Origin of the sequence: Phaeobacter italicus (genome assembly GCF_019801785.1) — a bacterium.
Lineage (GTDB): Bacteria > Pseudomonadota > Alphaproteobacteria > Rhodobacterales > Rhodobacteraceae > Phaeobacter > Phaeobacter italicus.
In genome coordinates this window covers 77,259-99,519 of sequence record NZ_JAHVIJ010000005.1, presented here as the reverse complement: position 1 = coordinate 99,519, position 22,261 = coordinate 77,259, and the positions used below count along the sequence as shown (strand labels likewise).

At 58.8% G+C, this 22,261-nt stretch carries 18 protein-coding genes; 11 read left to right on the top strand and 7 right to left on the bottom strand.

Features of this window, described 5'->3' with window-relative positions:
• Window positions 1-39 precede the first annotated feature (39 nt).
• Together KUV39_RS13115 and KUV39_RS13110 are read left to right on the top strand one after the other, a co-directional pair.
• The gene (locus tag KUV39_RS13115; protein ID WP_222459975.1) at window positions 40-870 is read left to right on the top strand and encodes a carbon-nitrogen hydrolase family protein; all 831 of its coding nucleotides are present in this window, start codon (window positions 40-42) and stop codon (window positions 868-870) included.
• Complete coding sequence (locus tag KUV39_RS13110) at window positions 870-1,313, top strand: MarR family winged helix-turn-helix transcriptional regulator (RefSeq protein WP_008559576.1); 444 nt, start codon at window positions 870-872, stop codon at window positions 1,311-1,313. The genes KUV39_RS13115 and KUV39_RS13110 overlap by 1 nt, the downstream gene beginning before the upstream one ends.
• 271 nt (window positions 1,314-1,584) lie before the next feature.
• On the opposite strand, the gene ubiG is transcribed toward KUV39_RS13110, so the two are convergent.
• Window positions 1,585-2,331: a bifunctional 2-polyprenyl-6-hydroxyphenol methylase/3-demethylubiquinol 3-O-methyltransferase UbiG gene (gene ubiG, locus KUV39_RS13105; protein WP_222459974.1), complete on the bottom strand. Its 747-nt coding sequence runs from the start codon at window positions 2,329-2,331 to the stop codon at window positions 1,585-1,587.
• A 49-nt stretch (window positions 2,332-2,380) separates the two neighbouring features.
• Here ubiG and pip point away from each other — a divergent pair, with 49 nt between their 5' ends.
• The 6 genes from pip (at window position 2,381) to infB (ending at window position 9,734) form a co-directional block, all read left to right on the top strand.
• The gene (gene pip / locus KUV39_RS13100) at window positions 2,381-3,361 is read left to right on the top strand and encodes a prolyl aminopeptidase (RefSeq protein WP_008560198.1); all 981 of its coding nucleotides are present in this window, start codon (window positions 2,381-2,383) and stop codon (window positions 3,359-3,361) included.
• A complete protein-coding gene (locus KUV39_RS13095; RefSeq protein ID WP_222459973.1) occupies window positions 3,358-4,203 on the top strand; it encodes an ABC transporter substrate-binding protein in 846 nt (281 codons plus the stop codon). The genes pip and KUV39_RS13095 overlap by 4 nt, the downstream gene beginning before the upstream one ends.
• 179 nt (window positions 4,204-4,382) lie before the next feature.
• A complete protein-coding gene (rimP, locus tag KUV39_RS13090) occupies window positions 4,383-4,973 on the top strand; it encodes a ribosome maturation factor RimP (RefSeq protein ID WP_008560455.1) in 591 nt (196 codons plus the stop codon).
• Window positions 4,973-6,598, top strand: a complete 1,626-nt coding sequence (nusA, locus tag KUV39_RS13085; protein WP_008559924.1) for a transcription termination factor NusA — start codon at window positions 4,973-4,975, stop codon at window positions 6,596-6,598. The genes rimP and nusA overlap by 1 nt, the downstream gene beginning before the upstream one ends.
• A gap of 26 nt (window positions 6,599-6,624) precedes the next feature.
• A complete protein-coding gene (locus KUV39_RS13080; protein WP_008560928.1) occupies window positions 6,625-7,245 on the top strand; it encodes an RNA-binding protein in 621 nt (206 codons plus the stop codon).
• 8 nt (window positions 7,246-7,253) lie between these two features.
• Window positions 7,254-9,734: a translation initiation factor IF-2 gene (gene infB / locus KUV39_RS13075; protein WP_008562159.1), complete on the top strand. Its 2,481-nt coding sequence runs from the start codon at window positions 7,254-7,256 to the stop codon at window positions 9,732-9,734.
• A gap of 412 nt (window positions 9,735-10,146) precedes the next feature.
• Here the strand turns inward: infB and mutT are convergent, their stop codons facing one another.
• The 3 genes from mutT to KUV39_RS13060 are packed head-to-tail and all read right to left on the bottom strand — an operon-like array spanning window position 10,147 to window position 12,629.
• Entirely contained in the window at window positions 10,147-10,545 is a 399-nt protein-coding gene (mutT, locus tag KUV39_RS13070; RefSeq protein WP_008559295.1) for an 8-oxo-dGTP diphosphatase MutT, read from the bottom strand.
• Entirely contained in the window at window positions 10,542-11,774 is a 1,233-nt protein-coding gene (argJ, locus tag KUV39_RS13065) for a bifunctional glutamate N-acetyltransferase/amino-acid acetyltransferase ArgJ (RefSeq protein WP_222459972.1), read from the bottom strand. The genes mutT and argJ overlap by 4 nt, the downstream gene beginning before the upstream one ends.
• Window positions 11,775-11,777: 3 nt before the next feature.
• Complete coding sequence (locus KUV39_RS13060) at window positions 11,778-12,629, bottom strand: foldase protein PrsA (protein ID WP_008561890.1); 852 nt, start codon at window positions 12,627-12,629, stop codon at window positions 11,778-11,780.
• Window positions 12,630-12,805: 176 nt separating this feature from the next.
• Here KUV39_RS13060 and secA point away from each other — a divergent pair, with 176 nt between their 5' ends.
• The 3 genes from secA (at window position 12,806) to KUV39_RS13045 (ending at window position 18,112) form a co-directional block, all read left to right on the top strand.
• Window positions 12,806-15,505 (top strand): preprotein translocase subunit SecA, encoded by a 2,700-nt coding sequence (secA, locus tag KUV39_RS13055; protein ID WP_046211485.1) that lies wholly within the window; start codon window positions 12,806-12,808, stop codon window positions 15,503-15,505.
• A 138-nt stretch (window positions 15,506-15,643) separates the two neighbouring features.
• Window positions 15,644-16,531 carry a hypothetical protein gene (locus KUV39_RS13050; RefSeq protein ID WP_168577897.1) on the top strand — a complete coding sequence of 296 codons (888 nt, stop codon included), beginning with the start codon at window positions 15,644-15,646 and terminating at the stop codon, window positions 16,529-16,531.
• Between the two features lie 24 nt (window positions 16,532-16,555).
• Window positions 16,556-18,112 (top strand): substrate-binding domain-containing protein, encoded by a 1,557-nt coding sequence (locus KUV39_RS13045; RefSeq protein WP_222459971.1) that lies wholly within the window; start codon window positions 16,556-16,558, stop codon window positions 18,110-18,112.
• A gap of 1 nt (window position 18,113) precedes the next feature.
• Here KUV39_RS13045 and radC read toward each other — a convergent pair whose 3' ends face one another.
• The 3 genes from radC to dnaK form a co-directional block, all read right to left on the bottom strand.
• Entirely contained in the window at window positions 18,114-18,869 is a 756-nt protein-coding gene (radC, locus tag KUV39_RS13040) for a RadC family protein (RefSeq protein WP_222459970.1), read from the bottom strand.
• Between the two features lie 130 nt (window positions 18,870-18,999).
• Complete coding sequence (gene dnaJ, locus KUV39_RS13035; RefSeq protein ID WP_008561697.1) at window positions 19,000-20,157, bottom strand: molecular chaperone DnaJ; 1,158 nt, start codon at window positions 20,155-20,157, stop codon at window positions 19,000-19,002.
• 75 nt (window positions 20,158-20,232) lie between these two features.
• Window positions 20,233-22,152, bottom strand: coding sequence for a molecular chaperone DnaK (dnaK, locus tag KUV39_RS13030; RefSeq protein ID WP_008563286.1), 1,920 nt, complete (start codon window positions 22,150-22,152; stop codon window positions 20,233-20,235).
• Between the last annotated feature and the right edge of the window lie 109 nt (window positions 22,153-22,261).

The following is a 22,261-nucleotide window of genomic DNA, read 5'->3' as shown; positions in this document are numbered from 1 at the left end:
GGCGTTGTGCCCCGATCCAGCAGCCAAAGGACCATTCTCATGCGCGCGGCTTTGCTCCAAATCACCTCCACTGATCAGCCGCCGGAAAACCTGCGCATAGTGACCAGGATGATTGAAGAGGCGGTCGCGGGAGGCGCAGGTTTTGTCCTGACCCCAGAAGTGACGAACTGCCTTTCTTCCAGTCGCAAACATCAACATGCCGTTCTGCATCACGAGGACGAAGACCCGACACTTGCCGCCCTGCGCGAGGAGGCGGCGCGCCATGGTATCTGGCTTCTGATCGGATCACTTGGTGTCAAAACCCATGACGAGGACGAGCGGTTTGCCAATCGCCAGATCCTGATTGATCCGCAGGGAGAGATCGTCGCGCGCTACGACAAGATCCACATGTTCGACGTGGATGTCACGCCAGAAGAAACATATAGAGAATCTGATGGTTATCGGCCGGGCACCCGCGCGGTGGTGGCGGATACGCCATTCGCCAAAATCGGTATGACCATATGTTATGACGTGCGCTTTCCCTATCTGCATCGCAGGCTTGCCAAGGCAGGCGCGCAGGTTCTGGTCGCGCCAGCAGCGTTTTCGCATGTGACCGGCGCCGCGCATTGGCACGCTCTGCTGCAGGCCCGCGCGATCGAAACGGGGTGCTATGTTCTTGCGCCGGCCCAAACCGGGGTTCATCCGGCATCCGTTGGCAAATCGCGGCAGACCTACGGCCATAGTCTGGTTGTCGCGCCCTGGGGCGAGATCCTGTCCGATGCTGGTACCGATGTCGGGGTAAGCTACGTTGATCTTGACTTTGAAAAAGTGTCACAAGCGCGCAGGCAGGTTCCCTCCCTGTCCCACGACCGAGAATTCGACGGCCCCTGATGGATGAAAACAACTCTCTTGCGGTTTCGCTGTTCAGCGAGATCCTAATGGCAGACCAGCTGGCACGGACCCGGCTTGGTCAGGCGTTGCCAAAGGGGATGGAACTGTCTCATTTTTCGGTTCTCAATCATCTGGCGCGCACCGGGACTGAACGCACGCCAGCCCAGCTGGCCAAGGCGTTTCACGTGACACGTGGTGCGATGACAAACACGCTAAGCAAGCTGGAGACCGCAGGGTATGTGCATATTCGCCCTGACTGGGATGATGCGCGCCGCAAGATGGTAGCGATCAGCCCTGCTGGGCGACAGGCGCGGGATGCGGCATTGGCGAGCATTGTGCCGATGATTTCCGAAGTGGTGAACGAATTGGGCGCTGATCGGGTCAAATCCGCGCTCCCCATCCTGCGGGAGTTCCGCATCAAACTGGGCAGCAACGACACCTGATCGGGGTCCCTCGCAGAAACACTCTCTGAAAATGGAAAGGACGCCTGCAAGCAGACGTCCTTTAGCCCCCCGTCAGGCTGGTCCGTGAGTGGTACTCTTACCGACAGGCAGACCCGGAACAAGGGCCTTGTGCATTCACTCGGTGACAGATCAAATAGCTTGACCTTGATACAGACTTAACACGCCACCCGAACCATCCCAACGGTGCAGAAGGATGAACTCCTATCCTTTCGTATAGGGCAGAGAGATTCGAACAGGTTTATCGGTGGTATCAAGCCGGTTTTGTGCTTGCAGTGACGTAATTTACGCTGAGATCACGATCAGAGAGAGACCAGCTCCAGAAAATCGGGTTGAACACAAATCCCTTGCGGTCGACGGGGGACAGGCCCGCCTTGGACAAAAGGTCGAACAACTCGTCCGGCGTGATGAACTTGGACCATTCATGGGTGCCGCGCGGCAGCCAGCGCATCACAACCTCAGCGCCAAAGATCGCCATTGCGTAGCTTTTGGGATTCCGGTTGATGGTCGAGCAGATCTGCAACCCGCCTGGTTTCAGCAACTGCTGTGTCGCGGTCAGATAGCTGAGCGGATCAGCGACATGCTCAACCACTTCCATGTTCAGAACGACGTCAAATTGCTCTCCTGCTTCGGCAAGAGCCTCTGCAGTTGTGTGGCGATAATCGATGCTCAGGCCGGATTGTTCCGCGTGGATCTGTGCGACCGGGATGTTGCCCGCCGCCGCATCCGCGCCAACGACATCCGCGCCGAGCCGGGCCATAGGCTCGCTCAGCAGGCCGCCGCCACATCCGATGTCCAGCAAGCGCAGACCCGCAAATGGGGCGTCTGAAGACAGGTCGCGGTCGAACTCCCCCGCAATTTGCTGCGTGATGTAGTCAAGGCGACAGGGGTTCAGCATATGCAGCGGCTTGAACTTTCCGGTCGGATCCCACCATTCCGCGGCCATGGCTTCGAATTTTGCGATCTCGGACGGATCTACCGTGGATTGAGGCGCTTGCATTCCTGTCTCCGTGTGTTCTTTTATCAGTCAGGACTAAGTTAGGTCAGTAATGGACAAATACCCGTATCAAAAGCGCGCAGTGCAGTATTTGTACCCGCCCATCGAACCATTCGATCAGCGTATGATCGATGTCGGGCAGGGGCACCATATCTATATGGAGCAAAGCGGCAATCCCGATGGCATTCCCGTGGTGGTTTGTCACGGCGGGCCGGGCGGTGGGTCCAGCCCGGCGATGCGGCGATACTTTGATCCACAGTTCTACCGGATCATCCTGTTTGATCAGCGCGGTTGTGGCCGGTCACGGCCCCATGCCTCCTGCGAGGACAACACAACCTGGCACCTGATCGCGGATATGGAGATGATCCGCAGGCTTCTTGGTATTTCCAGCTGGATGGTTTTTGGCGGCAGTTGGGGGGCAACCCTGTCTCTATTGTATGCACAGGCCCATCCGGATCGGGTGCAGCACCTGATCCTGCGTGGCGTGTTCCTGATGACCAAGGCTGAACTTGACTGGTTCTACGGCGGGGGTGCTGGGCGGTTCTGGCCAGAGACATGGGCCCGGTTCGTGTCGCTGATCCCGGATGGTGAGCGAGGTGATCTGATCGCCGCCTACAACAAACGCCTGTTTTCTGGCGATATGGCCGAAGAAATCCGGTTTGGACGGGCCTGGTCTGCGTGGGAAAATGCGCTGGCCTCCATTCATTCCAACGGGATGTCCGGTGAAAGCCCGGGGGACTATGCACGCGCATTTGCGCGGCTCGAAAACCACTATTTCATCAACAATGGCTTTCTCGACTACGATGGCCAGATCTTTGCCAATATGGGACGTATCTCTCATATCCCGGGGGTTATCGTGCAGGGCCGCTACGATATGATTTGCCCACCAACTTCTGCCTGGCGGCTAAAGGAGCTTTGGCCGAATGCGGAGTTGAAGATGGTGCGCAATGCGGGTCATGCTCTGTCAGAGCCGGGAATCAGTGCGGAACTTGTCCGTGCAATGGACCTGATCGTTGAGGAGCATGCCACATGACGCGGATCGACAGACGCGCGCTGTTTACATCGGGTGCTGCCGCAGCTTTGCTGGCGGCGACCGGTGCAGCGATTGCAGACACGCCGCGGCAGGGTGGCATCCTGCGCCTTGCGGTTCCCCGCGACGGAGATCTGATGGATCAGGTCGCCCGCGGGGCAGTGTTTGATACGCTGACAGAAATTGGCCCGGATGGTTTGCTTCGTGGGGAACTCGCCCGTCAATGGAGCAGCAGTCAGGACGCGCGCCGTTGGCTGTTTGATCTGCGCGATGACGTGCAGTTCCACAACGGTCAGGCGCTGGGCGTCGGCGATGTGGTCACAGCTCTTGAGGCGATGGTGATGCCGCAAGGCGGAACATCCCTGATAGAGGCGACATCGGACACTCAGGTTCAGATCGAGTTGCGCGCATCCAATCCACACCTCCCTTATTTGCTGGCTGATCCGGCCTTTGCCATCGCGCTGGGTGGTGATGTTACCAAAGATCTGACGACAGCCATCGGCACCGGTTGCTATCGGGTGGAACGCGCGCGCACCGGGCGGGATTTTCGCGCAACGCGGGTCATGGATCACTACAAAAACGGCCAGGCGGGATGGGTCGATGTGGTGGAGCTGATCGTGATCCCGGATGCCGCAGTTCGAGCCGAGGCGCTGCGCGACGGATATGTGGATGTTGCTGCATTGCCTGCACCGGATGGCCTGACAGCGCGGGGCAGTTTCCACTATCACCCGTCAGCGACGGACATGGCGCTTGCGGCCCGGCTGGATGTGGGCATGCCGCGTACGATTGGCAGCCGCTCTCCCTTGGATGATGGGCGCATTGCGGAACGTTGGTGGCGGACCTGAATTTCAGGGTTGATGCGCCGTCAGGCCGCACGCCTGCCAACAACGCTTGCAGTTTGGGCCGATCCGGCGTATAGCCTTGGCCAACAGCGGCGCGTCGGGCCTGGCCCCAAGCTCCACCGGAAAGTTCAACGGGCCGCGCGCCCGTTTTTTTGTGTTCGAATCACAGATGTGGAATTCGTATGACCAATGACCTGATAGCCAAGGCAGCCATCGATCGCAGGCTCGCCGAGATCATCACCCCGGTGATTGAAGATCTCGGCTTTGAGCTGGTGCGCATTCGGCTGATGTCTGGCAAGACAACCACCCTGCAGATCATGGCTGACAAGCCGGACGGCGGGATTGAGGTTGATGATTGCGCCGAAATCTCCAATGCCGTGAGCGCGACACTGGACGTTGAGGACCCGATTCTTGATGCCTATGCGCTGGAGGTGTCCAGCCCCGGTATTGACCGACCTCTGACCCGGCTGAAAGATTTCGACATGTTCGAAGGCTATGAGGCCAAGATCGAGACGACCGAACTGATCGACGGTCGCCGCCGCTTTAAGGGCGAGCTGGCAGGCGTCGAAGAAGATGAGGTTCTGATCAACATCGAAGAACACGGAGAGACCGTCACCATCGGGCTCAAGTTCGATTGGCTGAGCGATGCAAAGCTCGTTCTGACCGATGATCTCATCAAGGAAATGCTCCGTCAGCGAAAAGCTGCTGGCACTCTTAACGAAGACGAATTCGACGAAATCGAGGCCGAAGGGTCCGAAGAGGAGAAAAAGTAATGGCTATCACATCAGCAAACCAGCTGGAGCTGCTGCAGACCGCAGAAGCCGTGGCGCGCGAAAAGATGATCGACCCGTCGTTGGTCGTCGATGCGATGGAAGAAAGCCTGGCCCGTGCCGCCAAGAGCCGCTACGGCAGCGAGATGGACATCCGCGTGTCCATCGACCGCAAGACCGGCCGTGCGACCTTTACCCGCGTGCGCACCGTGGTCGAAGATGATGCGCTGGAAAACTACCAGGCGGAAATGACCGTAGAGCAGGCCAAGCAATATATGGCCGATCCCTCTGTTGGTGATGTTTTCGTAGAGGAAGTCCCGCCGGTCGAGATGGGCCGTATCGCTGCCCAGTCCGCCAAGCAGGTGATCCTGCAGAAGGTGCGCGAAGCTGAGCGTGACCGCCAGTACGAAGAGTTCAAGGACCGTGCCGGCACCATCATCAATGGTCTGGTCAAGCGCGAAGAATATGGCAACGTGATCGTTGATGTGGGCGCTGGCGAAGCGATCCTGCGCCGCAACGAGAAAATCGGCCGCGAAAGCTATCGCCCGAATGATCGTATCCGCTGCTTTATCAAGGACGTACGTCGCGAACCGCGTGGCCCGCAGATCTTCCTGTCGCGCACAGCGCCTGAGTTCATGGCCGAGCTCTTCAAAATGGAAGTTCCCGAAATCTATGACGGCGTGATTGAAATCAAAGCCGTCGCCCGTGATCCCGGCTCGCGCGCCAAAATCGCTGTTATCAGCTATGATGGTTCCATCGATCCGGTTGGCGCCTGTGTTGGTATGCGCGGTTCGCGCGTGCAGGCCGTCGTCAACGAACTGCAGGGTGAAAAGATCGACATCATCCCGTGGAACGAAGATCAGCCGACCTTCCTTGTGAACGCCCTTCAGCCTGCCGAAGTGTCCAAAGTTGTTCTGGACGAAGAAGCGGGCAAGATCGAAGTTGTGGTTCCCGAAGAGCAGCTGTCGCTGGCGATCGGTCGTCGTGGTCAGAACGTCCGCCTGGCATCGCAGCTCACCAACCTCGACATCGATATCATGACCGAGGAAGAAGAATCCGCACGCCGCCAGAAGGAATTCGAGGCCCGCACCCAGCTGTTCATGGAAACACTGGATCTGGACGAGTTCTTTGCGCAGCTGCTGGTTTCCGAAGGCTTCACCAACCTCGAAGAGGTTGCCTATGTCGAGCTGGACGAACTTCTGGTCATCGATGGTGTTGACGAAGGCACCGCACAAGAGCTGCAGGCGCGCGCTGCTGACTACCTCGAAGCGCAGGCCAAAGCGGCGATTGACGCGGCTCGCGCACTGGGAGTTGAGGACAGCCTGATTGACTTTGACGGTCTGACACCCCAAATGATTGAGGCGTTGGCCAAGGATGGCATCAAGACGCTGGAAGATTTCGCAACCTGCGCTGACTGGGAACTGGCCGGTGGCTGGACGTCCAACAAAGGCGAGCGCGTCAAGGACGACGGTATCCTGGAGCCCTTTGACGTGTCTTTGGAAGATGCGCAGAACCTCGTTATGACCGCACGCGTCCTGCTGGGCTGGGTCGACCCCGCTGAGCTGGAAGCAGAGGCCGAAGACGACGCCGACATCGAAGATAACGGCGAAGCGGAGGCCGAGGCCTGATTTCAGGCCTCGCGGAGAGGACGACAATGGCACGCGGTGGCATCGACAAAGACCGGTCTGACGGGCCGGAGAGAAAATGTCTGGCAACAGGCGAGGTTCAGCCCAAACAGGGGCTGATCCGTTTTGTCGTTGGACCCGATGGTCAGGTTGTCCCTGACGTCTTGGGGAAACTTCCCGGACGCGGCGTATATGTGACCGCGTCCCGCTCTGCGATTGCAACGGCGGTGAAGAAAAAGCTCTTCGCTCGCGGTTTCAAGGCGCAGGTGTCCGTGCCGGAAGGCATGGAAGACGAAATCGAAGGTCAGGTGCTGCGGCGCCTGGTCGAGCTGATCAGCCTGGCGCGCAAGTCAGGCGATGCAGTGGCCGGTTATGAAAAGGTCAAGGACTGGCTGGCCAAAGAACACGCCCGTGTGCTGATCCAGGCGATAGATGGATCGGGGCGCGGTAAATCAAAACTGAGCACGCCGCACCGTGGGAAATTCATCGGATGCCTCACTGCGGATGAGCTGGGCATGGCATTTGGACGCCAAACTGTGATACATGCGGCGCTGGCCTCTGGTGGACTCGGCAAACGTGTTGTAGAGGAAGCGCAACGACTACAAGGTTTGCGCGAAATGGTGGGCGGCAAGGGCCGCACGGAAGGATAAAGAGCTTTATGAGCGATAGTGACGGCAAAAAGACGTTGGGTCTTCGTGGTGGGTCCCGGCCCGGGAATGTGAAACAGAGCTTCAGCCACGGTCGGACCAAGAATGTCGTGGTGGAAACCAAGCGCAAGCGCGTTGTGGTCCCCAAGCCGACTGCGGCCAAGGGGGGCTCCGGTGCGACGCCGTCCGGGGACGCATCGCGTCGGCCGGCTGGTATCAGTGATGCGGAAATGGCGCGCCGCCTGAAGGCGCTGCAGGCCGCCAAGGCACGCGAGGCCGAAGAGGCCGCACAGCGCGAAGCCGAGGAAAAGGCCCGCGCCGAAGAGCGTGAGCGCCGCCGCGCGGAACAGGAAGCCAAGGAACGCGAACAGCGCGAAGCTGAAGAACGCGCCCGTCAGAAGGCTGAAGACGAAGAGCGCAAGCGCGTTGAAGCAGAAGCCGCAGCCAAACGTGCTGCAGCAGATGCCGAAAAGAAAAAGACCGAAGCCGCGTCCCGTCCGTCGGCTGCACCGACTTCGCAGGCACGTAAGGGCGACCGCGACCGCGATGATCGCCAGAACCGTGGCGGCAAGGGCCGCAACGACGGTGGCGGCCGCCGCTCCGGCAAGCTGACTCTCGGCCAGGCAACTGGTGGTGAAGGTGGTCGTCAGCGGTCCATGGCGTCCATGAAGCGCAAGCAGGAACGTGCCCGTCAGAAAGCAATGGGTGGTTCTGTCGAGCGTGAAAAGGTCATTCGTGACGTTCAGCTGCCCGAAGCCATTCTGGTTTCTGAACTTGCCAACCGTATGGCAGAGCGCGTTTCCGACGTTGTGAAATCGCTGATGCAGATGGGCATGATGGTCACGCAGAACCAGACCATTGACGCTGACACTGCTGAGCTGATCATCGAAGAATTCGGCCACAAGGTCACTCGTGTTTCCGACTCTGACGTCGAAGACGTGATCAAGGAAGTCGAAGACAAGGACGAAGATCTGCAGCCGCGTCCGCCGGTCATTACCATCATGGGTCACGTCGACCACGGTAAGACCTCTATTCTGGATGCGATCCGCAACGCCCGCGTTGTGGCAGGTGAAGCCGGTGGCATCACCCAGCACATCGGTGCGTATCAGGTGAAAACCGAAAGCGGCACTGTCTTGAGCTTCCTGGATACTCCGGGTCACGCGGCCTTTACCTCCATGCGTTCGCGTGGTGCACAGGTCACGGACATCGTTGTTCTGGTTGTCGCGGCAGATGATGCGGTGATGCCGCAGACCGTTGAAGCGATCAACCACGCCAAGGCTGCCAACGTTCCGATGATCGTTGCGATCAACAAGATGGACAAACCGGCTGCCGATCCGATGAAGGTGCGCACCGACCTGCTGCAGCACGAAGTCATCGTGGAAGCCATGTCTGGTGAAGTTCAGGACGTCGAAGTTTCTGCACACACCGGTCAAGGTCTGGAAGAACTGCTGGAAGCCATCGCGCTGCAGGCCGAAATTCTGGAACTGAAAGCAAACCCTGATCGCGCCGCACAAGGTGCTGTGATCGAGGCTCAGCTGGATGTGGGTCGTGGCCCGGTTGCGACGGTTCTGGTTCAGAACGGTACTCTGCGTCAGGGCGATATCTTTGTTGTGGGTGAGCAGTACGGTAAGGTCCGTGCGCTGATCAACGACAAGGGCGAGCGCGTCAAGGAAGCCGGTCCGTCCGTTCCTGTCGAGGTTCTGGGCCTCAACGGCACACCCGAAGCGGGCGACGTTCTGAACGTGACCGAGACCGAAGCGCAGGCGCGCGAGATTGCGGAATACCGTGAGCAAGCCGCCAAGGACAAGCGCGCCGCGGCTGGTGCTGCCACCACGCTGGAACAGCTGATGCAGAAGGCCAAGGAAGACGAAAACGTCTCCGAGCTGCCGATCCTGGTCAAAGCTGACGTGCAGGGTTCTGCCGAGGCGATCGTTCAGGCGATGGAAAAGATCGGCAACAACGAAGTGCGCGTTCGCGTTCTGCACTCTGGCGTTGGTGCGATCACCGAGACCGATATTGGTCTGGCCGAAGCGTCTGGTGCGCCGGTCATGGGCTTCAACGTCCGTGCCAACACATCTGCGCGTAACTCTGCCAACCAGAAGGGTGTGGAGATCCGCTACTACTCGGTCATCTATGACCTGGTTGACGACGTGAAAGCAGCGGCCTCCGGTCTGCTGTCCGCCGAGATCCGCGAGAACTTCATCGGCTACGCTGAAATCAAGGACGTCTTCAAAGTGTCCAACGTTGGCAAGGTTGCGGGCTGTCTCGTTACCGAAGGTGTGGCACGCCGCTCTGCCGGTGTTCGCCTGCTGCGCGACAACGTCGTGATCCACGAAGGTACGCTGAAGACCCTCAAGCGCTTCAAGGACGAAGTGGCAGAGGTTCAGTCCGGTCAGGAATGCGGTATGGCGTTCGAGAACTACGATGATGTCCGCAAGGGCGACGTGATCGAGATCTTTGAGCGTGAGGAAGTCACCCGCACCCTCGACTGATCACTGTGATCCCATGATACAGAAAAACCCCGGTCCGCGCGGCCGGGGTTTTTTCTTTGGGCTGGGCTCATTTATGGGGCCGTCTTTTCCTGTGTCAGGTCAGGCCGCCTGTTGGGCGCCTGTGCTGACCGGTGTGCCCAGATGAATTTTCTGACCCACGCGAACGGCGACCCGGCCATCTGGAAGAGTGCGAACATATGTCCCTTGGATCAGGATGAACGCGCCTTGTCTGATCGTGCATAGCTTCATCGTTACCATCTCTCGTTACTTCACAGCCGGTGGTGTTGACGCCGATTGTGGTTCAGAATTCAGGGAATTGGTTAATGAAGTGTATATGGTGCAACTTTGGCACCAGACAAGCCACCCCGCCGCACCGTTACAGCGGGCGGAGTGGAATGGAGAGCTGACGAGATTACAGCCAGTCGCGCAGGATCGGAATCAGGGGAATATCAGCTGCGGGCATAGGGTAATCCCGCAGATCCTGCGCCCGGACCCATTTCAAGGTTTGACCTTCGCGGGCTTGCGGAATGCCTTCCCATTTGCGGCATGCAAACATCGGCATCAGCAGGTGAAAATCTTCATAGCTGTGGCTCGCAAATGTCAGCGGCGCGAGGCAGGATTCCCAGGTGTTAATGCCGAGCTCTTCTTCCAGCTCGCGGATCAGGGCCGCCTCTGGCGTTTCACCCGGTTCAACCTTGCCGCCCGGAAACTCCCACAAACCGGCCATCGACTTGCCTTCCGGACGCTGCGCCAACAGCACGCGTCCTTCGACATCGATCAGGGCGACAGCTGAAACAAGCACCATCTTCATGACCGGTAGTCCGCGTTGATGGTGATGTACTGATGGGTCAGATCGCAGGTCCAGACAGTTGCCGTGCCGTCGCCAAGGCCAAGATCGACCTTGATGGTGATCTCTTGCTTCTTCATCTCTGCTGCGCCGAGCTCTTCCTTGTAGGAAGGGGCAACCCAGCCCTTTTCGGCGACCAAAACATCGCCGAAGGAAATCGACAGGAGATCGCGATCAGCAGCGGCACCAGATTTTCCGATGGCCATCACGACGCGGCCCCAATTTGGATCTTCGCCCGCGATGGCGGTCTTGACCAGCGGAGAGTTTGCGATGGCTAGGCCGTGCACCTTGGCGTCGGTGTCGCTTGCTGCGCCGGATATTTGGATTTCGACAAATTTGGTCGCGCCTTCACCGTCCCGGACAACTTGGTGAGACAGATCCAGCATGACCTCCTCCAGCGCCGCGGCAAAGGCCGTGTTGCCGGTTGCGTCCACACCTGATGCCCCCGTTGCACAGAGCATCAGACTGTCAGAGGTCGAGGTGTCGCTATCCACCGTGATGCAGTTGAACGTCCGGTCGCAGATCTCGGACAGCATTTCCTGCAAGTTCGATCGTGCCACTTTTGCATCGGTGAAAATGTAGACCAGCATGGTCGCCATATCAGGCGCAACCATTCCAGACCCCTTTGCAATGCCCGCAATAGAGACTGTTTTGCCGTCGATCTCGACCTCTGCCTTGGCCCCCTTGGGGAAGGTGTCGGTGGTCATGATCGCTTCTGCCGCGCCGGCGATTGCGTCCGCGCTCAGCCCGCTGTTCAGAGCGTCGATCTTTGCGATGATGCGGTCGTGGGGTAGGGGTTCACCAATCACACCGGTAGAGGCGGTAAACACCCGATCTGCGGTGATCCCTGTCGCCGCTGCTACGGCGCTGGTGATTTCAGCGACAGAGGTTTGGCCGTGATGCCCGGTAAAGGCATTGGAATTGCCCGAGTTCACGAGGATTGCCGCACCAGTGTCCGAGGCTGCATCTGTCGCCGCGGCGAGCTTGTCCTGGCAATCCCGCACAGGGGCCGAACGGGTGGCAGAGCGGGTAAACACACCGGCAATGGTGGTGCCGGGATCCATCACCGCCAGCATCACGTCGGTCCGGTCTTTGTACTTCACGCCAGCAGCAGCCGAAGCAAAGCGCAGACCGTCAATCTGCGGCAGTTGCGGGAATTCGGCTGGGGCGAGAGGGGAACGAGGAAGCGCCATGAGTTAGTTCCTTACCAGATCGAGATCTTTCAGGATCGCAGGATCCAGATCTTCGATTTCGGGGCGTTCAATTTCTGCTTCGGTGGTGAGGGTGCGCACGCTTTCTTCGACCGCTTCCTCGCGGATTTGGGCGGCCAGTTGGTCACGGATTTCTGCAAACTCCGGTGCGGCAGACTTGCGGCGTTCATTGAGCTTGATCACGTGCCATCCAAATTGGGTCTGCACAGGAGCCGAGATTTCGCCTGCGCTCAGCGCGATGACGGCTTCCTCGAACTCGGGCACCATACGGCCCTTGGTGAACCAGCCGAGTTCGCCACCGTTCGGGCCGGACGGGCCAGTGGAGCGTTCACGTGCGGTTGTCGCGAAATCGGCGCCTTCTTCCAGCTCAGCGCGGATTTCTTCGGCGTCTTCTTCGCTCTCCACGAGAATGTGAGATGCGTTGAACTCATCCCCGCCATTGCCGTCGGAATATTGTTCCTCATAGGCGGCACGGACCTCTTCCTCTGTTGCTGCGTTTTCCATGACCTTTTCGATCACATCAGCCGCCAGAAGAGAGCGGCTTTCGTTCTCCAGGGAAAGCTCAACGTATTTGGGGACCTCACCGTTCAGCTGTTGTTTCAACGCTGTTTGCTGGATCAGCTGGTCCAGAATGGCATCAAACAGCACATCGTCGGGCAACTGCTGATACTGCTGGGGCAGGGTGGCGCGGGCGATGATCATGTGACCGATGGTGATTTCTTCACCATTTACGGTTGCAACGATCGTGTCGGCATGAGGGGCTGCAGTTGCCTGCAGAGGCAGTGTCAAAGCAGTGGCCAGAGCCAGCCCCGACAAAAAAGTGAGACCTTTGCGCATTGAATTCTTCCTATTAGCTGGCCGCAGGAGGGCGCGGCGTTGACACTGTATTTGCGGGCCCTTACATCCCATGAGGCCTTTGGCAGGACCGCTGTTCCATCATTGTTTATGGGTTGCGGGCGGGGCGGGCAAGCCTGCCGACGCCAGGGGCCAGTGATAGGACGGTTGGAGAAGACATGCTGGGTATCGGAACACTCGCCAAAAAGGTTTTCGGCACGCCGAATGACCGCAAGATCAAGGCGACACGGCCGCTGATCGCACAGATCAACGCGCTGGAGCCCGAGTTCGAGAAGCTCAGCGATGAAGGGCTGATTGAAAAGACCGAGGAGCTGCGCAAGCGCGCCCTTGACGGCACCAGTCTTGACGACCTCCTGCCAGAAGCCTTTGCCAACGTGCGCGAAGCCGCCAAACGGGCGCTGGGTCTGCGGGCGTTCGACACCCAGTTGATGGGCGGCGTTTTCCTGCATCAGGGCAATATCTCAGAGATGAAGACCGGTGAGGGCAAGACCCTTGTTGCGACCTTCCCGGCGTATCTCAACGCGCTGACGGGCAAAGGTGTGCACGTGGTGACGGTGAACGAATACCTGGCCAAGCGCGACAGCGAGTGGATGGGCAAGGTGTTTGCGCAGCTGGGGATGACCACCGGTGTCATTTGGTCCGGTCAGCCGGATGCAGAAAAGATGGCCGCTTATCAGAGCGACGTCACCTATGCGACGAACAACGAACTGGGCTTTGACTATCTGCGCGACAACATGAAGCCGTCGTTGGACCAGGTGTTCCAGAAGCAGCACAACTTTGCGATCGTGGATGAGGTCGACTCTATCCTGATCGACGAGGCGCGTACGCCGCTGATCATTTCTGGCCCTGCCGAAGACCGGTCCGATCTCTATGTGACCATCGACAAACTGATCCCGTCGCTGAGCGAAGAACACTACGAGATCGATGAAAAGACCCGCGGTGTGACCTTCACCGAAGAGGGCAACGAATTCCTTGAACAGCAACTGATCGCTCATGATCTTCTGGAAGAGGGCGCATCCCTTTACGATCCGGAAAGCACCACAGTCGTTCACCACGTGAACCAGGCGCTGCGGGCGCACAAGCTGTTCCAGCGCGACAAAGATTATATCGTCCGCGATGGCGACGTTGTGCTGATCGACGAATTTACCGGCCGTATGATGGCGGGCCGTCGTTTGTCCGAAGGCCTGCATCAGGCGATCGAAGCCAAGGAAGAGGTAAAGATCCAGCCGGAAAACACCACGCTGGCTTCGGTGACCTTCCAGAACTACTTCCGCCTTTATGACAAGCTGTCGGGCATGACCGGCACCGCGATGACCGAAGCAGAGGAATTTGCTGAAATCTACGGTCTTGGCGTTGTCGAAGTTCCGACAAACCGCCCCATCGCCCGGAAAGACGAGGACGATCAGGTCTATCGTACCGCGATGGAAAAATACCAGGCGATGATCAATGAGACCAAGAAGGCTCATGAAAAGGGTCAGCCGGTTCTCCTTGGCACCACCTCGATCGAGAAATCCGAACTCCTGAGCCAGCTTCTTGAGAAGGAAGGCATCAAGCACAATGTGCTGAACGCCCGCCATCACGAGCAGGAAGCACAGATCGTTGCAGATGCCGGGCGTCTTGGCGCAGTCACCATCGCAACCAACATGGCGGGCCGTGGCACCGACATCAAACTGGGCGGCAACGTTGAGTTCAAAGTGCTCGAAGCGATCGCTCAGGAACCTGATGGCGACCACGCAGCCATCCGGGCCCGCATCGAAGAGGCGCATGCCGCTGACGAAGAAGCCGTGAAACAGGCAGGTGGTCTGTTCGTCATGGCGTCTGAGCGGCACGAAAGCCGTCGCATCGACAACCAGCTGCGCGGTCGTTCCGGTCGTCAGGGTGATCCGGGCCGCACCGTTTTCTACCTCAGCCTTGAGGATGATCTGATGCGGATCTTCGGCTCTGAGCGGCTCGACAAACTGCTGTCGACCCTTGGCATGAAGGAAGGCGAGGCGATCATCCACCCCTGGGTGAACAAGTCGCTGGAACGTGCACAGGCGAAGGTCGAAGGTCGAAACTTTGACATGCGCAAGAACGTGCTGAAGTTCGACGATGTGATGAATGACCAGCGCAAGGTGATCTTTAATCAGCGCCGCGAAATCATGGCGGCTGAAGATCTGTCCGAAATCGTCGCTGACATGCGTCACGAGGTGATCGACGATTTGCTTGATGTCCACATGCCTGCAAAGACCTATGCAGATCAGTGGGACAGCGAAGGTCTGCAACAGCAGGTTCGCGAGAAATTGGGAATGGACTTGCCTGTTGTCGAATGGACCGCCGAGGAAGGTGTCGACGACGAACAGATCCGCGAGCGGCTGGTCGATGCCTCTGATGCGATGATGGCAGAAAAGGCCGAGGCCTTTGGCCCCGAAACCATGCGCAACATCGAAAAGCAGGTGCTGCTGCAAACCATCGACAGCAAATGGCGCGAGCATCTTCTGACACTGGAACATCTGCGTTCGGTCGTGGGGTTCCGTGGGTACGCGCAGCGTGACCCGTTGAACGAATACAAAAACGAGAGCTTCCAGCTGTTTGAAAACATGCTCGACTCGCTGCGCGAGACAGTGACTCAGCAGCTCGCTCTGGTGCGTCCGATCAGCGAGGAAGAGCAGCGCCAAATGCTGATGCAGATGGCTGCGCAGCAGGCGGAGATGCAGAAAGCTGCGGCTGGTGCAACTGCTGCTGCCGCACCTGTCGAGGAACCTGCTCCCGGCTTTGTGGAGGACGATCCATCGACCTGGGGGAACCCGTCGCGCAACGACAAATGCCCCTGCGGTTCTGGCAAAAAGTTCAAGCATTGCCACGGAAGCCACGCATAAGCTGCGGATTTCATAGATGAGCCTGACCAAAACGGTGAAAAATGCACGGTTTTGCCAGATTCTCAGCAAGGGGCGGCCATCAATTGGCCGCCTTTTTGCGTCAGGTTTCATTAACCTTTTCTGGGTGAGGAGCCTGAGATGATCAACAAACGCACGGCAATGATGGGCGCAGCTACCCTGTGCAGCGCGCTTGCGATTGGTCTTTTCATGCAAAAGACCGCAGAGCACCCCCAGCGCGGCGCATCTGCGTCAGCCGCTGTTTCTGTGGCAGCTGATGATGCCCCCCTGGAGATCGAAGCGATCAGCCTGACGGCCGCAACGCCGGATACAACCGTTCCCGAGCCCGCGCGCCAGGATCCGGCTGCGCCCTGCGATATGTCCGTCGAAGCGATCGCAACGCCAATGGCGGAAGTGCGGTTGACGGTCCTGTCACTGTGCCGCCCCGAAGAGCGGCTGACGATTCACCACAACGGAATGATGTTCTCCACCCGGCTTGATGCGACGGGCGCGCTGACAGTGCAGGTTCCTGCGTTGTCTGAAACAGCGGTCTTTATCGTCGAGCCGCAAAATGGACGAGGGGCGGTTGCCACAGCGTCGGTGCCTGACTTGGATCTGGTGAACCGCGTCGTATTGCAGTGGGGCGGCAACAGCGGATTTGAGCTGCACGCACGCGAATTTGGTGCCGCTTACGGGTCGGCAGGCCACGTTTGGCGCGGGTCTGATCTCACGTCGGGGCGTGGGTCAGTTGTGCAGCTTGGGGATGAAAATCAACTCGCCCCGCGACTTGCCGAGGTCTACAGCGTGCCGCGGCTCGGTGGTTCCAAGACGGGTGCAATTGATCTGACGGTTGAGACCGAAGTGACGGCGATCAATTGTGGGCGTGATATCTCGGCGCAGACGCTTGAGCTGCGTGATGGGACGTTGCGAACCCGTGACCTGACGCTGGCGATGCCGGATTGTGCGGCGACTGGCGATTTTCTTGTGTTGAATAATCTGCTGGAAACCCTGAAAATCGCGGGAAATTAATCTGCGGCTTTTTCAGGACTAATCATGGCTTTGTTTCGTGTGGCGATCTGCGCCGCACTTCTTCTTGTCACCGGAACCTTGGCGCTCCGGGCGCAGGATGTGACACTCTCCTCTCCCGATGGCACTGTCGAAATCACCGGAAATATCCTGGGGTTTGACGGGGAGTACTACCGTGTCGATACCAAGTTCGGAGAGCTGACTGTCGACGGGTCTGGCGTGACTTGTGAGGGGCCGGGATGCCCGAGTCTGTCCGACTACGTGGCAGAGGTGGCTTTGTCCGGCTCTTCAACAATGGCCGAGGTTCTGTTGCCGGCCCTGATCGAAGGCTTTGCCTTGCGCAATGGGTTCCAGACCCGTCGTGATTCTCTGCCGGACGAGAACTTTGATTACGTTCTGCTGCGCGAGAACGGCCGGACCGCCGCACGTTTCAGCTTTTTCGTGAGCAATACGGATGAGGGTTTTGCCGATCTTCTCGCAAATGAGGCCGATATCGTCATGGCCCTGCGAGAAATACGCCCCGAAGAGCGCGCTCGTGCGCGGGACGCGGGCATGGGGGATATGACAGGCCCGCAACGAAGCCGTGTTCTGGCGCTGGATGCCCTTGTTCCAGTCGTTGCGCCCTCCAACCCTGTTCAATCGATTTCGGTTCAGGATTTGGCGCAGGTCCTGACCGGAGAGTTGGACAATTGGACCAGTCTTGGTGGGCCGGATGCGCCGATCTCGTTGCATTTGCCTGTGGCCGGATCAGGGTTGGCGCAGGCGATTGACGATGGGCTTGCTGAACCCGATGTTGAACGTCTGGGCAACCGTCTTCGCCGCCACGACCGCGGCAGCACGTTGGTGCGTGTTGTCGCCACTGATCCCTTTGCCATTGGATTGGCCAGCTTTGCAGAGACATCGACAGCGCGTGTCCTGACGCTTCAGGGGGCTTGCGGGTTTTCCCTGCGCGCCAATCGCCGCTCAATCAAGACGGAAGACTATCCGCTGACTGCGCCGATGTTTCTTTACCTGCCATCGCGCCGTCTGCCAAAAGTGGCGCGGGATTTCCTGTCTTATGTCCGCGGGCCCGGGGCGCAGATCGTGATTCGCAGGGCGGGTTTTGTCGATCAGGCGCCAGAGCGGATTTCGATGAATGCACAAGGTGACCGTCTGGCCAATGCGATTGCAGCAGCGGGAACCGAGGTTCCGCTGGAAGAGCTGCAACGCTTGGTCAACCGATTGGCAGGGCTGCAACGCCTGACCACCTCTTTCCGGTTTGAACCGGGATCCACCCGTCCCGACGCACAGTCTCGCAGCAATATCCAGCAGTTGGCGCGTGCGTTGGAGGCTGGTGCCTATGATGCGAGAGAGCTTTTGTTCGTGGGGTTTTCCGACGGGGATGGTGGTGCCGCAGCCAATCAAAGCATCGCCATGAAGCGGGCAGAAGCCGTGCGCGATGCTGTAATTGCGGCGGCGGAGACTGCCAATATCGACCGGACAGAGATCGCAGTTGAAGCTTTTGGAGAAGCTCTGCCGATGGCCTGTGATGATCAGCGCTGGGGCCGACAGGTTAATCGCCGGGTCGAGGTCTGGGTCCGCTAGCTCAGAGGTATCCGGAAGAGCGAAAGCTCAGCTCGCTGGATTTCCCGATGATGAGATGATCATGCAGCGTGATCCCCAAGGCATCCAGCGCCTGCAGGATACGGTCGGTCATTGCAATGTCGCTTGCCGAGGGGCTTGGATCTCCTGATGGATGGTTGTGCACCAGAATGAGCGCGGAAGCGTTGAGCTCCAGCGCCCGTTTCGCGATCTCGCGGGGGTAGACAGGCACGTGGTCGACCGTCCCCTTTGCCTGTTCTTCATCCGCGATGAGGCAGTTTTTGCGGTCCAGAAACAAAACCCGAAACTGTTCGGTCTCGCGATGAGCCATCACCGTATGGCAATAGTCCAGCAAGGCGTCCCAAGATGACAGAACATGGCGTTGCATCACCTTGGCACGGGCCATCCGATGGGCGGCGGCCTCCAGCACCTTGAGATCGGTAATGACCGCCTCTCCGATACCAGGAATTTGCGCCAGCCGCTCTGGTGGGGCGGTGATGACCCTGTTGAAGTCACCGAACCGATCCAACAATATCCGGGCAATGGGTTTGACGTCCCGGCGCGGGATGGAGCGGAACAGGATCAGTTCCAAGAGTTCATAGTCCGGAACCGCAGTTGCCCCACCATCCATGAAGCGTTGCCGGAGACGGGCGCGATGATCGCGGATGTAAGAGGGTTGTTTTCCCCGCTCACCTGCCTTCGCTGAGCTTTGGGAGAACAGCGGCAGCGAAATCTCCTCAAATGCGGGACCTTTTGCCATGATCCATGCTCCGCCATCATGGTTGACAGAAAATTAATCGACGCGCGGCTCTGCTTGTTCAGCGCGTAAAACCCACAAAAAAAGCGCCCCGATCTGGGGCGCTTTCTCGTTTCTGTCGATCTGTGCAGGATCAGCCTTTCATCCCGTCCCAGAAGCTTTTGACCGAAGAAAAGAAGCTTCGACTTTCCGGGTTGGTGTTGTCCTCTGACAGCTCCTCGAATTCGCGCAAGATTTCTTTCTGGCGCGATGTAAGGTTGACGGGCGTCTCTACGGCCAGCTCGATGAACATGTCGCCGGTTGCGCCGCCGCGCAGGGCTGGCATGCCCTTGCCACGCAGACGCATCTGGCGGCCTGACTGGCTGCCCTCGGGGATTTGAACGCGACCGCGCCCACCGTCGATTGTCGGCACCTCGATGGCTCCGCCCAGTGCAGCTTTGGCCATCGACACAGGCACACGGCAGTAGAGGTTGTTGCCGTCACGCTCAAACAGGTCGTGCGCCGCCACTTCCACAAAGATGTAGAGATCACCCGGAGGACCGCCGCGCATGCCTGCTTCGCCTTCGCCTGCGAGACGAATGCGGGTGCCGGTTTCCACACCTGCCGGGATGTTCACAGAAAGAGACCGCTCTTTCTCAACGCGGCCGTGGCCCTGGCAGGATTTACATGGGTTCTTGATGATCTGGCCGAGACCAGAACACGTCGGACAGGTGCGTTCGACGGTAAAGAAGCCCTGCTGCGCGCGCACCTTGCCCATGCCAGAGCAGGTAGGGCAGGTCGTCGGCTCTACGCCACCCTCTGCACCGGTGCCCTCACAGGAGCCACAGGCCACTGCGGTGGGCACGTTGATGGTTTTGTGGAGGCCCGAGAATGCCTCTTCCAGGTTGATCCGCAGGTTGTATCGCAGATCAGACCCGCGCGCGGCGCGTTGACGGCCACCAGCCCCGCCGCGACCGCCCATGAAGTCGCCGAACAGGTCGTCGAATACATCGGAGAAGGCCGAGGAGAAATCTCCACCGCCAAAGCCCTGACCGCCACCCGGACGTTGCCCCCCGCCCATGCCGTTTTCAAACGCGGCATGACCGTAGCGGTCGTAGGCTGCTTTCTTCTCTGGGTCTTTCAGGACGTCGTAGGCCTCATTGGCCTCTTTAAACTGCGCCTCTGCGTCCGGATTGTCGGAGTTCCGGTCGGGGTGCAGTTCTTTGGCCTTCTTGCGAAAGCCCTTTTTGATTTCGTCGGCGGACGCCCCTTTGGCCACCCCGAGAATGTCGTAATAATCACGTTTGGACATCGGAATACCCCTCTTGCCGCAACGAAAGCGGGCCGGCCCGGAGTACGGACCGGCCCGCTTTGGCCAAATCAGACCTTAACGCTTGTTGTCGTCCAGGTCTTCGAATTCGGCATCGACAATGTCATCGTCACCGGGGCCCGCCGAGTCGTCAGCAGCAGCAGGTTCATCTGCGGCTTCTTCCTGGCTTGCCTTGTAGATCGCCTCACCCAGCTTCATGGCTGCTTCGGTCACGTTCTGAACACCGGCTTTGATCTTCTCGGCGTTGGACTTCTCGTTTTCGAGATCGTCTTTCAGCGCTGCGATCGCCAGTTCGATTGCCTCGATGGTGGTCGGGTCAACCTTGTCGCCATGCTCTTCCATCGATTTCTCGGTGGAGTGGATCAGGCTTTCGGCCTGGTTCTTGGCTTCGATCAGCTCGCGACGTTCCTTGTCCGCCTCGGCGTTGTCCTCGGCGTCCTTGACCATCTTTTCGATGTCCTCGTCGGACAGACCGCCAGATGCCTGGATGGTGATGTTCTGTTCTTTGCCAGTCGCCTTGTCCTTGGCGCCAACGGACACGATGCCGTTTGCGTCAATGTCGAAGGTCACTTCGATCTGCGGCATGCCGCGCGGTGCGGGCGGGATGTCTTCAAGGTTGAACTGGCCGAGCATCTTGTTGTCTGCGGCCATCTCACGCTCGCCCTGGAACACACGAATGGTCACGGCGTTCTGGTTGTCTTCCGCGGTCGAGAACACCTGCGACTTCTTGGTCGGGATGGTGGTGTTGCGGTCGATCAGACGGGTGAAGACACCGCCCAGAGTTTCGATGCCGAGGGACAGCGGGGTAACGTCCAGAAGAACCACGTCCTTCACGTCGCCCTGCAGAACGCCGGCCTGAATGGCCGCGCCCATGGCAACAACCTCATCCGGGTTCACACCCTTGTGCGGCTCTTTACCGAAGAATTTGGTGACCTCTTCGATGACTTTCGGCATGCGGGTCATACCGCCAACCAGAACGACTTCGTCCACGTCGGATGCGGAGAGGCCAGCGTCTTTCAGAGCGGCAGCGCAAGGCTTCAGCGAGTTCTTGATCAGATCACCCACCAGGCTTTCCAGCTTGGCACGGGTCAGTTTCATGACCATGTGCAGCGGCTGGCCAGAGGACGGGTCCATCGAGATGAACGGCTGGTTGATCTCGGTCTGGCTGGAGGAGGACAGCTCGATCTTGGCTTTCTCGGCAGCTTCTTTCAGACGCTGCAGGGCCATCTTGTCTTTGGTCAGATCGACGCCGTGCTCTTTTTTGAACTCGTCCGCCAGGTAGGAGACGATGCGCATGTCAAAGTCTTCGCCACCCAGGAAGGTGTCACCGTTGGTGGATTTCACCTCAAACAGGCCATCGTCGATTTCCAGAATGGTCACGTCGAAGGTACCGCCGCCAAGGTCATAGACCGCGATGGTTTGGGTGTTTTCCTTGTCCAGACCGTAGGCCAGAGCAGCCGCGGTCGGTTCGTTGATGATGCGTAGCACTTCCAGACCGGCGATTTTACCGGCGTCTTTGGTCGCCTGACGCTGAGCGTCGTTGAAGTAGGCAGGCACGGTGATAACGGCCTGGGTTACTTCTTCGCCGAGATAGGATTCGGCGGTCTCTTTCATTTTGCCCAGGATGAACGCGGAGATCTGCGACGGGGAGTACTTCTCACCCTTCGCTTCGACCCATGCGTCACCATTGCCGCCATTCACCACGGCGAAGGGCAGGTTTTTCTTGTCTTTGGCCAGGTCCGCGTCGTCGAACCGGCGGCCGATCAGGCGCTTTACACCGAAGACGGTGTTGTCGGGGTTGGTGACAGCCTGGCGTTTTGCCGGCTGACCTACCAGACGCTCTTCGTCGGTGAAGGCCACGATGGAGGGGGTGGTACGTGCGCCCTCGGCGTTTTCGATAACGCGGGGCTGCGAGCCGTCCATGATGGCAACACAGGAGTTTGTGGTGCCGAGGTCGATGCCGATAACTTTGCTCATTTTCGATCCCTTATTTTCTATCAAGGCGATTACCCGAGGCCTGAACCCATTTTGGCATTCGGGCCCCGATTCATTTGCGGTTCGGTCTGCACTTCACCGCTTCCCGGCG

Bases quoted from the DNA above. Each gene is read 5' to 3' on its own strand.
- KUV39_RS13115 (WP_222459975.1), top strand. From the start codon at position 40: ATGCGCGCGGCTTTGCTCCAAATCACCTCCACTGATCAGCCGCCGGAA.
- KUV39_RS13110 (WP_008559576.1), top strand. From the start codon at position 870: ATGGATGAAAACAACTCTCTTGCGGTTTCGCTGTTCAGCGAGATCCTA.
- ubiG (WP_222459974.1), bottom strand. From the start codon at position 2,331: ATGCAAGCGCCTCAATCCACGGTAGATCCGTCCGAGATCGCAAAATTC.
- pip (WP_008560198.1), top strand. From the start codon at position 2,381: ATGGACAAATACCCGTATCAAAAGCGCGCAGTGCAGTATTTGTACCCG.
- KUV39_RS13095 (WP_222459973.1), top strand. From the start codon at position 3,358: ATGACGCGGATCGACAGACGCGCGCTGTTTACATCGGGTGCTGCCGCA.
- rimP (WP_008560455.1), top strand. From the start codon at position 4,383: ATGACCAATGACCTGATAGCCAAGGCAGCCATCGATCGCAGGCTCGCC.
- nusA (WP_008559924.1), top strand. From the start codon at position 4,973: ATGGCTATCACATCAGCAAACCAGCTGGAGCTGCTGCAGACCGCAGAA.
- KUV39_RS13080 (WP_008560928.1), top strand. From the start codon at position 6,625: ATGGCACGCGGTGGCATCGACAAAGACCGGTCTGACGGGCCGGAGAGA.
- infB (WP_008562159.1), top strand. From the start codon at position 7,254: ATGAGCGATAGTGACGGCAAAAAGACGTTGGGTCTTCGTGGTGGGTCC.
- mutT (WP_008559295.1), bottom strand. From the start codon at position 10,545: ATGAAGATGGTGCTTGTTTCAGCTGTCGCCCTGATCGATGTCGAAGGA.
- argJ (WP_222459972.1), bottom strand. From the start codon at position 11,774: ATGGCGCTTCCTCGTTCCCCTCTCGCCCCAGCCGAATTCCCGCAACTG.
- KUV39_RS13060 (WP_008561890.1), bottom strand. From the start codon at position 12,629: ATGCGCAAAGGTCTCACTTTTTTGTCGGGGCTGGCTCTGGCCACTGCT.
- secA (WP_046211485.1), top strand. From the start codon at position 12,806: ATGCTGGGTATCGGAACACTCGCCAAAAAGGTTTTCGGCACGCCGAAT.
- KUV39_RS13050 (WP_168577897.1), top strand. From the start codon at position 15,644: ATGATCAACAAACGCACGGCAATGATGGGCGCAGCTACCCTGTGCAGC.
- KUV39_RS13045 (WP_222459971.1), top strand. From the start codon at position 16,556: ATGGCTTTGTTTCGTGTGGCGATCTGCGCCGCACTTCTTCTTGTCACC.
- radC (WP_222459970.1), bottom strand. From the start codon at position 18,869: ATGGCAAAAGGTCCCGCATTTGAGGAGATTTCGCTGCCGCTGTTCTCC.
- dnaJ (WP_008561697.1), bottom strand. From the start codon at position 20,157: ATGTCCAAACGTGATTATTACGACATTCTCGGGGTGGCCAAAGGGGCG.
- dnaK (WP_008563286.1), bottom strand. From the start codon at position 22,152: ATGAGCAAAGTTATCGGCATCGACCTCGGCACCACAAACTCCTGTGTT.